The organism is Rhodanobacter sp. A1T4, assembly GCF_014207185.1.
GTDB lineage: Bacteria > Pseudomonadota > Gammaproteobacteria > Xanthomonadales > Rhodanobacteraceae > Rhodanobacter.
This window is the reverse complement of record NZ_JACHCP010000004.1, coordinates 68444-81401: the sequence shown is the minus strand read 5'-3', so window position 1 is coordinate 81401 and position 12958 is coordinate 68444. Positions and strand designations below refer to the sequence as shown.

Here is a 12958-nt window from a genome sequence, read left to right as displayed (position 1 = left end):
TCCTTGTGATTTTTGGCGCGCTGGTTCTGCACGCTCTGACCTGGCCTAGTACGTTTGACTTTCTTCGATGTTGGCCACTTTGCCGCCGATAATCGTGATGGTCACAATGCGGCCGCTTTCACGCTTGTATTGCCAGCGTTCGCCGACATAGGCACCGAAGTTATTCTCCAACGGCTCCTTGTAAACCGGCGTGCCCAATAAATCGATGGCATGGGTGGCCGGATCACCTACCGTCAGCACCTCTTGGCCCACCCGCAAAGTGTCATTCGCTTGAATACCAAGGCTTAATGCCAGTAACGAAATCAACAATAGGCTGCGCATAAACTCTCCTTGAATGTAACCAACTACAACGTGCCTTTCGGCATCCGGTCGAGTCGAATATCAAATAACGCAAACGCGCTAGCACGCTTTCCATGCCTTATAACTTTGTAAAGCGCCAAGTTGCACAATGGTTCGATCGCAACTTCCAAGTCTGGCTCGTCACTACATGAAGCATAGTCGAAAATTATTACGCAGCGCCGCAGCGCTTTTGCCATGTTGTCTGGCGCTCATTTCCATGAATGACCGTTCGCGGGGCAGCTCCAAGCGCCGGATATAACCGCTGGGCAAGATTATCGATATGCATGATGGGCTGATGAGCGAATACCTCACTGCAAAGGAAGTGTTTCCCTCTCTCCTGCGGCCATCGTGACCCACAATGCATCACGCCGAGCGCTTACGCTTTGTCTAACTCAATGCCGAAAGCAAATGGCCGCCAGAAATTGGCGGCCATTTTTTAATCTCATTTCGTCAGGGAGCGGTACCCACAAGATTGTCCATATCCAGACGGATACTGTTCAAGCGCGGAAGCTGCCTTCGCAAGGCCAACGCTGATTCTGGTGGGAGAGCGGCCACGACCTTTTCAAATGCATGCAGCAGGCCACTTTCGCTATCCGCCAGTTCGCGAATCCATGCCACGTCACGATGTGCGGCAACCTTGACCAACGAACCAGCCAAGTAGCGGCGGGCTTTCCCAAGCAGCGTGCCGTATTGGCGCGGCGTACCGCCGCTGGCGCGTAATTGTGTCTGCAAATCGATAATCATCGCATCCAGCGTCTGCGCGTTTTCGCCGAGCACGACTTTCAACCCCGGCTCGCACGTCGATGCCGCCTGTCTATATAACTGGAGCAGGTCGATGCTGCGCTGAATCAGGGTGTTGTACGTGCCTTGCGGCAGGCTCGAAGACATGGCCACCTCCTGAGGATCCGTCGGCGATTGACCGCTATCCTCTTCCTCACCCACTTAGCGAAACATAAACCGGCGGGTATTTATCGAATAGCAGTCAGCGCGCAGTCGGTTGAGCGCACGGCCAGTGGCCCGATCAACGGCTGGTCTGGATCAAATCCAGCGGTCGCCCGTTGTTGTCGCGGATGTCCTGCTGCAGGTCGACAAGTTCTTGAATGGACGGGCAAAGCGCCTGGATCTGCGGGCGCAATGCCTGCATGCGTCTCAGCAGACGCGGCTGCATCTCGGTGGTGAGGCTTGCTGCGCGATCACGCAGGCTCGCGGCTGCCTGCAGATCGCCGCTCAATGCCGCATCAATGGCCTGCTGGCCGAGGTCACCGGCAATCAGAGGCATCAAGTCACTGGCAATCTGGTTGGCGTATTGGTTGGTGGCGTCGCCATCCCAGTCATGCGTGCTGCGGCTGGCTGCGATGCGCTGCTTGAGTTCGCTGGCATGCGCGTTCAACCGCTGATCGAGCTCGCTGCGCGTTTCGGGGCTCAGGCCCATGCCACCGCTCTCCGCGCGTACTGCCTGTATGGCCATATCCACGCCATTTTGGGCGACCGCCCGCACGCGTGGTGCAAGCGCACGCAGATCGCGGTCAAACAGTGTCGTCCGATCCTGATTTTCCGTATTCAACCGCACCGCGGCGCCATCGGTATAGAGCGAGCCATGCTTAAGTTCAACGCGAGATGGCGCGGGTGTAGCGCGGTCAAAAACTATGCTTTCCGGGTTGAGCGTTACGTCGTAGCTGCTGGTCGCATGGCAGGTCGTGGCCAGATCCTGTGCACAGACTGGAACGCCCGCCAACAAAAGCATCATCGCGGCGGCGGAACGAAGAAAATGCATGGTCTGAATTCTCGTGGGCAAGGCCGTCAGCGATAGCTGGCTCGCCGCGAACCCTTGCTGAATGCAATTGACCAATAAAAAAGAACGCCCCGCAAGCGGGGCGCTTCTTAAATGCTTTCGTCGAACCGATCATGTACCGTTCAGCGATGTAGTCAATTGTAGTCCACTACCAACTTGATAAAGGGCTCCGTCTGCGATCGCATCAGCGCTTTCTGTAGCGGCCTTCATATTGATGTTGTCGAGCCAAGGCACCTCCTGCTTAGGTCCTGGCACATAAGTAATCCAAGTGCCGTATTTGGCGTCATGGTCTACGCCCGAGCCATTGAGGTAAAAATTCACAGGCACTAGACCTAACCAATGATCCTTATGGGCCTCCATTCCTGTGGTTGGCACATTGAAAGTCCAATGTTTGACGGCACTTAGTGCTGCGTTACCGAGAACACGACGCCATGCGTTCAATTCTGTATCACTGGCGACGACCGTCATATTGACTACTTCTATCGAGGCATTTTCCACCTGCCCTTGACGGTCGACAAGCACCAACATGTAGACCGTTCCGGTTACACGAGCGCTCGCAGCGTCGCGGGGATAAAGAGGTAGTATCCGACGTTTGTAACTGATGCTTTCGCCCGGCTTGTCATTGTCTTGGTCAAATTCGGCGCCAGCGATGCTTATTGCATAGTTTTCCTTATCAACAGGCTTAGCAACAATGCGCAAACTCATATTCGCCTTGGCCGCCACTGGTTGACTGTCGAGCAAAGTGGGCTCGAATCGCCAAGTCTTTTCGTTTTTTTCTATCAGCCCGACCACCACTGACGGCAGCTTCTCAGGATGGTCGATCACATAGCTACGAACGCTTCCATCCGGAGCCACCACAATAGATCCGGTGACTAACATGCTGGCCTGCACAGTTTTGCGCACTTCATTCGGACCGGCGGAAGCGACCACTCCGCTACAAAATAATGCGAAAACCAACCCCATCAGCAAGCGTTTCATCCGTGTACTCCCCAGTCTGATTTCCAGCAAAAATTTATCTGCGAGGCCCATTACTCTAGCTATTTAGCGACGCGTCCGAAACTGCGTACGCACCGCTGGTTTGCCAAGCTTCCAGGACAGCCACAGCAGAGCGATCGCGCCGATAGTCTTGAACGCTAGCGCCAGCTGATAGCTGCGTTGCAATCGGGCCATGATCTGTTCGGTGGCGACCGCTCCCTGCTGCTGGGCTTGAGCCAGGATGCCTGCACTGCTGGTGCCTAGCATCTGTAAATCACGCAGCAGCAGAAACCCGGTGATCAGCAGCCACACGGCAATAATCACTGCAGCCACCCGCAGGCATGGCCTCGCCCAGCCCTGGCGCAGGATGCAGCCCGCGCAGATGATGATCAGTACAAAGGCGACCAGCAGATAACCGGCGTCCCAACCGAGCATGCCGTGAAGCGCATCGACCGCGGACGGTTCCAGCGATGCCTGGGCTTGCAACTGACCCCACACGCGCTGCGCGTGCTGCAGGTATTGCACGCAACCGAACGCCGACACCAGCAACAGCAGCCATACCAGCACACGCCAGAAGACGAGCCCGCGCAGTCGCGCGGGTTGATCAGGGGAAACGACGACCGGCATTACGGCGCGACTTTCAATGCAGCCAAATCGCTCATCACCTGACCGGAGTTTTTCTCCGGATCAACGTCCTCGTAGATCTTGGCAATCTTGCCCTGTGGATCGATCAGGAACGTGGTGCGCTTGGCGTAATGAGACCCCGACTTCAGCACGCCGTAGGTGGTTGATACGGAACGATCCGAATCAGCCAGCAACGGAAATGGCACATGATATTTCGCGGCGAATTCAGCATGCGATTTCACATCGTCCAGGCTCACGCCCACCACGTCGGCACCAGCCTTGCGCAGCTTGGCAATGTCATCGCGGAAGGTACATACCTCGGTGGTGCAGCCAGGGGTGAAATCCTTCGGATAGAAATACATCACCAGGTAATGACCATGGAAATCGGCTGGCGTGACCCACTTGCCGTTTTGATCTTCCAGACGAAAGGCTGGCGCTTCCTGGCCGACCTGCAGGCCGGCAGGCTCATCAGCAGCAAAGGCCGGCGCGATCAGGCCAGTGCAAAGGATCAATACGAGCAACCAGCGGAGACGGTGCATGACGGGTATCCAGGCAGAGAAATGCAAACGATTGGCCGGATAGTGTACGCGCTGAAAAGCGAAGGGCGCCATGTGGCGCCCTTCGTCAAATCATCAAACAGCGATCAGAAACTTCAGCGCGGAGTGATGGTGAACTTGCCGGCCGAAATACCCAGGTTCACGCCTTCACCCGTGCCGGCGAGCGCCAGCGAGGTGGTGCCCTTGGTCAGTACCTGCGCATTCGCGCTCTTGACGATACCGGCATCCGCACCGGCCTGAGCGTAGTCACCGAACACGTCCTTGATGCCATTGACGGTGCTGATTTCGCCGGTGCCGTTGGTGATCTTGTATTTGCCGGCAGTCAGACCGCCGCCAACGACGGCGATCTTGACGCTGGCGCGCTGACCGTTGTCGCAGCGCACCGTACCGCTGCCTTCAGCATGCTTGTAGATCAACGACCAACCGGCAAGATTGAAGCGCAGATGGCACTTCACGCTGGCCGTATCGGCATGGGCATTGGATGCCGGCAGCGCGGTCATTCCGCCTGCAAGAGCCAGTACGAGGGCTGCCGTTCCAAAAGTACGCTTGATCATCGTCGTCTCCTTAAGATTGCTGGGATTGGGTGGAATTCAGTGCCGACGCGGGCTTGGCGTCTTCACGAAAGTGAAAGTCCGCGTCGGGGGCCCTAAGATTGTTCAGGTAAGCGTGACGAGGATGTGCAGAAAGTTGCGGTCATTCAGATTCATGACCTTGACTCCAGCTCGGCTGGGTACCGTCCAAAACCATACGCTAGCTCAATGTGCACTCCAAAGCCGTAAATTTCGCGGGAAAATTATCCTGCGAACAGGATTTCTGGCATCGTTCCATACAGATCCAACGCACGCGTCTTTCGCAGATCAGTTGTATAAGGACACTCATGGTCAAGTACTCACTGGTTGGCTACGATGGTTCGGCTGCATCACGGCGAGCCCTCGATTTTGCGGTCGAGTTGGCTCACGCGGGCGGTGGCCGCGTGAGAGTGGTTTCAGTACTGCAGGTGTCCGAAGGCGGCGTCGATGCCTGCACACTGATGATGGCCGACTCCGGTACCCGGCGCGTGCAGGAACTGCACGACGAACTGGCCTCACTCGTGCCGGATGCCGCAACATTGTTTGATGTCGAACTGATTCACGGCAGCCCGGGCGACGTGCTGCTCGGTCAAATCGATCAGCACGGCATCGACCACATCGTGATCGGGCATACCGAACGCGGCGCGCTGGCGCGCTGGCTGATGGGTTCGGTCTCAGGTAACGTGCTGGCCCGGGCGCATGTGCCAGTGACCATAGTGCGCTGACGCGCTCGACGCACTTTGCAGAAAACCCCCAAACAACGAGGGCCACAAAAGCGACCCTCGTTGTTGCAACTATTTGCGGGAAGGATCAGGCAGCTTTCGCATCGCTCTTGAGCGACTTCATGTCGATCACAAAACGATACTTCACATCGCTCTTCAACATGCGCTCGTAGGCTTCGTTGATGTTCTGGATATCGATTTTCTCGATATCCGACACGATACCGTGCTCGGCACAGAAATCCAGCATCTCCTGCGTTTCGGCAATACCGCCGATCAGCGAACCAGCCAGCGAGTGACGGCCGAAGATCAGCGCACCACCTTCGATCTTTGGCGGCGTATCCGGTAGACCGACCAGAGTCATCGTGCCATCGCGCTTGAGCATCCGCAGATAGCCGTTCAAATCGTGTGGTGCCGAAACGGTATCGAGGATGAAATCGAAACTGCCCGCATGTGCCTTCATCTGCGCGGCATCGTTGGACAACACCACTTCATCGGCCCCCAGGCGCAGCGCATCTTCGCGCTTGGACGGCGACGTGGTGAACTGCACCACCGTAGCGCCGAACGCATGGGCCAGCTTCAGCGCCATATGGCCGAGACCACCCAGACCGACCACGCCAACCTTGCTGCCCTTGCCGACCTTCCAGTGCTTGAGCGGCGAATAGGTGGTGATCCCCGCACACAGCAGCGGCGCAGCTGAGGCCAGGTCGAGCTTGTCGGAGATGTGCAGGGTAAAAGCTTCATCCACCACGATGTGGTTGGAGTAACCGCCCTGCGTGGCGGTGCCATCGTGGCGATCCTTGCTGGCGTAGGTGAAAGTCGCGCCCTTCAGGCAGAATTGTTCGAGATCGTCCTTGCAGTTGGCGCACTCGCGGCAGGAGTCGACCATGCAGCCGACGCCGGCCAAATCGCCCTCCTTGAACTTGGTGACGCTCTTGCCCACGCGCGTTACACGACCAACAATCTCGTGGCCTGGCACGATCGGGAAGGTACCCTTGCTCCATTCGTCGCGCACGGTATGCAGGTCGGAGTGGCAAACGCCGCAATACAAAATCTCGATCACGACGTCCTTCTCGCGTGGATCGCGGCGATCGAAGCTATAGGGCTTCAGCGGTGCGCTGGCGGAAGTGGCGGCATAGCTGAGTGTTGGAATCATGTGGCGCTCCAAGGCTAGAGAGTGGCGGTAATAAAAGACACACGCGGCGAAAACAACCGTGCACAGCGTGTAACTGTAGGTCGGCGGACGTTAATCCAATGCGAGGATGTGGCCGTATGCTGTGGCATCGATTAGCAACGTCCGCGATGGGCGGCTTGCATCACGCACAGGAAACAGCACGTTGAGCTATCACCCCCTGCCATGGACTTTGGAAAGTCTTGATCTGGACAGCATCCAGATGGCGCGCATACGCCACAACGAAGATCTATTTTTTCTGCTGTGCAGTTCATCCTTCGTCGAAAGCGGTTCGGATCTCTATACGCAGAATCTGGTCGACCACTTTGCCGGCGACGAAGAGCTGCAGGCCTGGCTTAGCCAGCACTGGGAACACGAAGAGTTGCAGCATGGCCGCGCCCTGACCGCCTACGTTCGCAAAGTGTGGCCGGAGTTCGATTGGGACACCGGGTTCACGGCATTCTGGAACGACTACGCCGCCGTTTGCACCTCGGAGCAGCTGGAAGCCGATCGCGGACTGGAGCTGGCCGCACGCTGCGTGGTGGAAACCGGCACCGCCAGCTTGTATCGCGCGCTGCACGATATCACCGACGAGCCCGTGCTGAAAAAGCTGACCAACCACATCAAGAGCGATGAAGTACGCCACTACAAGCACTTCTATCAGCACTACCGCGCCTATCGCGAGCGCGAGGGATTCGGTCGCTACAAGGTTTTCCGCGCGATCCTGCGCCGGGTCAACGAGATCAAGAGCGAAGACAGCGAGATTGCGCTGCGGCATGTCTTCAACCAGTGCTATCCCCAGCATCTGGGCGATGAAAAAGCATTTCGCCGCATCAGCGATCGCGCGCAGGGATTGCTACGCAGGCATCTTCCGGCCGAGATGACCGTGAAGATGCTGCTAAAGCCACTGGACCTGCCCGCGAGGCTCTTATCCTTGCTTGAGAAGCCACTGGCCCGAATCACTGAAAAACTTTTCCTGCACTGAGGCCGCAAGATCACACCCTTCAGCGACTCACTGCGTTGCCGTCGCCGGACGTGGGTCTTCCTCGACCTTGCGCTGAGCCTGTTGCACAGCCTTCAAATGCACCATGTCGACCGGCCGAATCTGCGAGATGACACAGGGAATACGATGGCGCTGGGTTAGCACCCGGTCGAAGCCCACCTCGACCCGACCGTAATAGGAAGTGAGCGCAATCCCATTGGTGAACTGCAGATCTTGGCAAGCATCCAGATCAAGCAAATAGGCCTCTCTCGATTTGGTGTAGACCACCAGCTGGGTATCGCTCAACGACTGCCACGAGTACAGCGGACTGAAGAAATGAAAACTCTTCACCGGCGCGCCAGCCGCCGCCGTATAGGCAGCCAGTAGATCGCTGGTGCGCTTGGCGTAAGGCACATTGGAACAGGCCACAAGCAGGCCAGCGATCAGCAATCCCGCCGCCACAGATATAGGTTTCATGGCAAATCTCCGCACTGGACAAAGATGACAACGCACCTCTTCAATGCTGGCTGACGCGAACATGTCTGGAGGTCCGTTTGGGTCGCTTTACTGAACCTGCCTCCGAATGAGCCATCACATTGACAGCCTATTTTTTCTTGCCCTTGCCGACGCTGGCCCATTTCGCCGGATCAAAACCGGCAACTTCGTAAACCAGCGCCTCTTTCTTTTCACCATCCACCAAGGTCACGTTCATGGTGATCTTTTTTGCCTTCTGCAGCATGGCGATAAACGCCTTGTCGTCGCGAATCATCAGCGCCGGCTCGCCCGTCGTCGGGGCAAACGCCTTGATGCCGATTGACTTGCCATCGACTGTGGTGGCGATGGTGCAATTGGCTCGACAGACAAAGCCGTGGCCTTCGCCGTACAGAAACACGTTCTGACCCCACTGCGTGTGCCGACGCAGGACCAGTCGGACCCGGTCATCGCCTGACGGCTGGCTGCTATCGATCGTGGCAGTGGACTGGGTACCACCCTCCATCGGTGACACCTGATAAAGCCAAAGCGCGCTGAGCCGGTTCTTTTCACTCGACTCCTTGTAGCGCTGCTCGATCGCCGGCAGGCTCTGTTCGACTTCCCTTGCCGCCGGCGTGTTCGGGTAACGGTCGAGAATGTCGTGACCCATCGACACCACCATCTCGTCGTTCTTGATGCGCAATAGTTCATGATAGGTGTTGAGCTTGTCCGCCGCGTCGGCGTTCAGCGCCTGCTGCGGCGTTGGCGCGGCAGGCGCATTCGACTGACCGCTGCCCCCCTGTGGCGAACAGGCCGTCAGCAGCCAGGTCGCACCCAGCAGGGCAAGAGAGAAACGATAGAAGAACGGTTTCATTGGCTGGCATCCCTTTAGAACAGAAGCCTAGAGTGGAACGAGCCGGATACCTCGCGCAACCGTAGTGGTTATGTTGCACCCACCGGAGCCTCGCCAAAGCGTTCACGCAGCGCGGTTCGGTAGCGTCGGCTGCAGGGAATCTTCATGCCGTCGTGCAGTTGCAGACGCGCATCGCCGGTATCCAGCGGCTCGATCTCGGCCAGATAATCCAGATTGATGAAATAGCTGCGGTGCACCCTGACGAACCGCGCTGGATCCAGCCTCTCCTCGATCGTGGCCATGGTGGTGCGCAGCGGATAGTCGCGCCCGCGCACGTGCAGGTTGACGTAATTACCCGACGCCTGCAGCCACTCGATCTCGCGCGCATTGATCAAAAATTCCTTGCCCAGCTTGCGCACCAGAAAGCGTTCCGGCCGCTCGACCGGCTCGACTGCCGGACCCTCGTCAGGCTCCACCAGCAAGCGCGCTTCGCCCCGCAGACGCATCAGCCAAAGTCGATGCAGACAAATCATCGCGACGATCAAGAAATACGTGCGCAGATCCTTCAGGTATTCGTAGCCGAAGTTCGACCACCATGCGCCGAAGTCATAGCTGTCGCGCGCGATGACAAGATAGGCAAGCTTGCGCAGTGCGATCATGCCGCCGACGTGGATCAGGCTGAACAGCACACTGGCCAGGAAATGCCACGGCAGACTCTGCCGCCAGCTGTCGAAGCGAAACGGCCAGCGTCGCTCGACCACCAGCACAGCCGGGATCAGCGCAAGGATCAAGATCGAGCTGCTCCACTCCCATACCCACGGACACCATGCCGGCACGCCGTGATGGTCGATCTGGGAAACCAGGCTGTTGAACGCGGTATTCAGCGTCATCAACACGACCCAGAAACCGACCTCGACTGGCCGCCGCCAGCGTTGGTAATTTTCGAACGTGATGCTGCGAGTGGTCGTCATGTTTGCCATTCTACGGAGCCCAACGTCATCGGAGTTGATCTGTCGGCACGGCGTCACCGTTCAACGCGAGGTGGATCGGCACAGGAAAATCAGCTGTGGCACGGCGCCACCATTCCTGTGCGACACAGCAACCGTTATTTGCGTATTTGTATGCGATTTTGTCGAAAGTGACGATGGCCCGATAATGGGACATCAACCCTGGATATTTGATGCCGACTTCCACTCAGCCGCCGACCACGGAATCGCTTTTCCAACACCGTGCCTTTGTGGCGTTCTGGTTTGCGCGGATCGCCTCCAGCTTCGGCTTTCAGATGCTCTCGGTCGCAGTGGGCTGGCAGATTTATTCCATCACCGGACGCGCCTTCGATCTGGGCCTGATCGGACTGGTCCAGTTCATTCCCTCGGTGCTGCTGGCGCTGCCGGCCGGGCATCTAGCCGACCAGTTCGATCGCCGCCGCATCGTGCTGGCCGGACAGATTGTGGAGTGGGTGGCGATTGCAGTGTTGGCTGTGCTCACCCTTACGCACGGCATCCACGAGGTCGGCATTCTGGCGCTGGTGCTGGTCATCGGCATCGCCAAGGCGTTCGAATTTCCCGCGCTGCAATCGATGCTGCCTGCGCTGGTACCTCCGGCAATCCTGTCGCGTGCCATGGCGATAAACAGCTCGGCCGGCCAGGCTGCCATGATCATGGGACCGGCGCTGGGCGGCTTGCTGTATGTCGCGGGTCCCGGCGTGGTGTATTCGGTATCCGCCGTGCTGTACCTCGTCGCCGCCACGCTCATGAGCCGCTTGCGCTACGAACGGACGCCGCCACGACGTGAACCCGCGACGTTGAAAACGCTGTTCGCTGGTGTGCATTTCATCCGCGCCCGCAAGGACGTGCTGGGCGTGATTTCGCTCGATCTTTTTGCTGTGCTGCTTGGCGGCGCCACCGCGCTGCTGCCGATTTTTGCCAAGGACATTCTGCATACCGGCCCCTGGGGCCTTGGCCTGCTGCGTGCGTCGCCCGCCGTCGGCGCGCTGCTGATGTCGTTCTGGCTGGCGCACCACACCATGCAACGGAGGGTGGGGGCAACCATGTTTGCCTGCGTCGCCGGATTCGGCGTGGCGACGCTGGTATTCGCACTGTCGACCACGCTATGGCTATCGATGGCCGCGCTGTTCGCACTGGGCGCGTTCGACATGGTGAGCATGGTGATCCGCGGCGCGCTGGTGCAGCTGGATACACCGGACGACATGCGCGGCCGCGTCAGTGCGGTCAACGCGATCTTCATCAACACCTCCAACCAGCTGGGCGAATTCGAATCCGGCATGCTCGCCGCGTGGATAGGTGCGGTGCACGCCACCGTGCTGGGCGGCGTCGGCACGCTGATCGTGGTTGGACTGTGGATGGCGATGTTTCCCGGCCTGCGTCGGCGCCAGCGCCTGCAGAACGAAGTGGTTGAGGGCGCTACCGATATGCTGTGAGTTACGCCGTTCAAGGCGCGGATGGATTGTCAGCGTCGCATCGACTCGTCATGCTCGGCCAACATCCAGGGAGACTCACCGATGTCCGTGCCGCCGCCCGTTCCTGTCAAGCACTCGATGTTCGTCACCGTCGTGGCCTGGATCTTTATCGGCCTGTCCACGTTTGCCACGCTGGGACTGCTGCTGGAAAGTCTGCTGCTCCCGCTGATTTTTCTGCCCATGCTGCATCAGCAGATGGCGACCATGCCGTTTCCAGCCGACCTCTCGCCGATAGCTGCCTGGTTTTTCGGTCACGCGCTGGAACTCTGCTACGGCCTGCTGTTCATCGCACTGCTGCATCTCATTGCGGCAATCAGCCTGTTACGACGCAAGGACTGGGGCCGCCGGCTCTTTCTAGGCATGCTGGGCTTTGACGTGCTTTATCAGCTGGCTGCTGCAGCGATGCAGTGGTGGGCGGTGCCGCCGATGCAGCACGCCATGTTGCAGATGCAGTTGGGCCCCGGATCGCATCTCATGTTTCCCAACAATCTCCCGCCGCAGGTGCAGGCCGCACAAGCTGCCCAACTGGCGCAAATGATGCCGATGATGGACAGCATGATGGCGGTGACGCGGGTTTTTGGTGTGATTTCGGCGCTCGTCTTCATCATCCTGTTCGGCTGGATCATCAAGCGCCTTTGCAGCGAACCGGTCCGACGCGAGTTCACCCCACCATCGGCCGTAGCCTGATTCACTTGCCCGATCTCATCACCCTACCTCTTTCCAGGAAATCACCATGATTGTTCTTCACCACCTCAACAACTCGCGCTCGCAGCGAATTCTGTGGCTGCTTGAAGAGCTTGGCGTGCCCTACGAGGTAAAGCGTTACCAGCGTGATGCAAAAACCATGCTGGCGCCGCCGGAGCTGCGACAGATTCATCCGCTGGGCAAGTCGCCGGTGATTACCGATGGCGACGTCACGCTGGCCGAATCCGGCGCGATCATTGAATACCTCGCAGAGCATTACGGCGAAGGCCGCCTGCTACCACCAGCCGGCACGCCTGACCGATTGCGCTGCACGTACTGGCTGCATTACGCCGAAGGTTCGGCGATGCCGCCGCTGCTGTTGAAGCTGGTATTTCGTCGCGTGGAAACCACGCCAATGCCGTTCTTCGTCAAACCCATTGCCAAGGGCATCGCGCACAAGGTGCAGGACACCTTCGTTGATCCGCAGCTGAAACTGCACCTGGATTATCTGGAAGGTGAGCTGGGCAAGAGCGCATGGTTTGCAGGCAATGCCTTCAGCGCGGCAGACATCCAGATGAGCTTTCCGCTGGAAGCATTCGCCGCGCGTGGCGGTCTCGATGCCGCCAGCACGCCGCGGCTCTGGGCATTCCTGCAGCGTATCCACGCCATGCCTGCTTACCAGCGCGCGCTGGAACGCGGCGGCGAGTATCGTCTCGGCTGAAGGTGTCAGAGGCTGAATGGAA

16 protein-coding genes are annotated in these 12958 nt (G+C 58.4%); 5 read left to right on the top strand and 11 right to left on the bottom strand.

From position 1 onward, the window contains the following. Positions 1 to 45 precede the first annotated feature (45 nt). From HDE80_RS09010 to HDE80_RS08980, 7 genes are all read right to left on the bottom strand, one after another. Positions 46 to 321, bottom strand: coding sequence for a DUF2845 domain-containing protein (locus HDE80_RS09010; RefSeq protein WP_184670111.1), 276 nt, complete (start codon positions 319 to 321; stop codon positions 46 to 48). Positions 322 to 789: 468 nt separating this feature from the next. Beyond that, a complete protein-coding gene (locus tag HDE80_RS09005; protein ID WP_184670108.1) occupies positions 790 to 1227 on the bottom strand; it encodes a DUF2383 domain-containing protein in 438 nt (145 codons plus the stop codon). Between the two features lie 133 nt (positions 1228 to 1360). Then, positions 1361 to 2113 (bottom strand): DUF2884 family protein, encoded by a 753-nt coding sequence (locus HDE80_RS09000; RefSeq protein WP_184670106.1) that lies wholly within the window; start codon positions 2111 to 2113, stop codon positions 1361 to 1363. Between the two features lie 129 nt (positions 2114 to 2242). Beyond that, complete coding sequence (locus HDE80_RS08995; protein ID WP_184670104.1) at positions 2243 to 3109, bottom strand: energy transducer TonB; 867 nt, start codon at positions 3107 to 3109, stop codon at positions 2243 to 2245. 63 nt (positions 3110 to 3172) lie between these two features. After that, positions 3173 to 3733 (bottom strand): hypothetical protein, encoded by a 561-nt coding sequence (locus HDE80_RS08990; RefSeq protein WP_184670101.1) that lies wholly within the window; start codon positions 3731 to 3733, stop codon positions 3173 to 3175. Next, positions 3733 to 4269: a peroxiredoxin gene (locus HDE80_RS08985; protein WP_184670099.1), complete on the bottom strand. Its 537-nt coding sequence runs from the start codon at positions 4267 to 4269 to the stop codon at positions 3733 to 3735. The genes HDE80_RS08990 and HDE80_RS08985 overlap by 1 nt, the downstream gene beginning before the upstream one ends. 113 nt (positions 4270 to 4382) lie before the next feature. Next, positions 4383 to 4841, bottom strand: coding sequence for a hypothetical protein (locus HDE80_RS08980; protein WP_184600447.1), 459 nt, complete (start codon positions 4839 to 4841; stop codon positions 4383 to 4385). Between the two features lie 323 nt (positions 4842 to 5164). On the opposite strand from HDE80_RS08980, the gene HDE80_RS08975 reads away from it, so the two are divergent. Then, positions 5165 to 5581 (top strand): universal stress protein, encoded by a 417-nt coding sequence (locus HDE80_RS08975; protein ID WP_184670097.1) that lies wholly within the window; start codon positions 5165 to 5167, stop codon positions 5579 to 5581. 85 nt (positions 5582 to 5666) lie between these two features. Here the strand turns inward: HDE80_RS08975 and HDE80_RS08970 are convergent, their stop codons facing one another. Further along, positions 5667 to 6731, bottom strand: a complete 1065-nt coding sequence (locus tag HDE80_RS08970) for an NAD(P)-dependent alcohol dehydrogenase (protein ID WP_184670095.1) — start codon at positions 6729 to 6731, stop codon at positions 5667 to 5669. Positions 6732 to 6912: 181 nt separating this feature from the next. Here HDE80_RS08970 and HDE80_RS08965 point away from each other — a divergent pair, with 181 nt between their 5' ends. Then, positions 6913 to 7731: a ferritin-like domain-containing protein gene (locus HDE80_RS08965; protein WP_184670093.1), complete on the top strand. Its 819-nt coding sequence runs from the start codon at positions 6913 to 6915 to the stop codon at positions 7729 to 7731. Between the two features lie 27 nt (positions 7732 to 7758). Here the strand turns inward: HDE80_RS08965 and HDE80_RS08960 are convergent, their stop codons facing one another. The 3 genes from HDE80_RS08960 to HDE80_RS08950 form a co-directional block, all read right to left on the bottom strand. After that, positions 7759 to 8205 carry a DUF6491 family protein gene (locus tag HDE80_RS08960; RefSeq protein WP_184670091.1) on the bottom strand — a complete coding sequence of 149 codons (447 nt, stop codon included), beginning with the start codon at positions 8203 to 8205 and terminating at the stop codon, positions 7759 to 7761. A gap of 127 nt (positions 8206 to 8332) precedes the next feature. Beyond that, positions 8333 to 9073, bottom strand: a complete 741-nt coding sequence (locus HDE80_RS08955; protein ID WP_184670089.1) for a hypothetical protein — start codon at positions 9071 to 9073, stop codon at positions 8333 to 8335. 68 nt (positions 9074 to 9141) lie between these two features. After that, positions 9142 to 10023: a LytTR family DNA-binding domain-containing protein gene (locus tag HDE80_RS08950; RefSeq protein ID WP_184670087.1), complete on the bottom strand. Its 882-nt coding sequence runs from the start codon at positions 10021 to 10023 to the stop codon at positions 9142 to 9144. A gap of 209 nt (positions 10024 to 10232) precedes the next feature. On the opposite strand from HDE80_RS08950, the gene HDE80_RS08945 reads away from it, so the two are divergent. The 3 genes from HDE80_RS08945 (at position 10233) to HDE80_RS08935 (ending at position 12936) form a co-directional block, all read left to right on the top strand. Beyond that, entirely contained in the window at positions 10233 to 11492 is a 1260-nt protein-coding gene (locus HDE80_RS08945) for an MFS transporter (RefSeq protein ID WP_184670085.1), read from the top strand. Positions 11493 to 11573: 81 nt separating this feature from the next. Then, positions 11574 to 12218, top strand: coding sequence for a hypothetical protein (locus tag HDE80_RS08940; RefSeq protein WP_184670082.1), 645 nt, complete (start codon positions 11574 to 11576; stop codon positions 12216 to 12218). Between the two features lie 46 nt (positions 12219 to 12264). Next, the gene (locus HDE80_RS08935; RefSeq protein WP_184670080.1) at positions 12265 to 12936 is read left to right on the top strand and encodes a glutathione S-transferase; all 672 of its coding nucleotides are present in this window, start codon (positions 12265 to 12267) and stop codon (positions 12934 to 12936) included. The last annotated feature ends 22 nt before the right edge of the window (positions 12937 to 12958 follow it).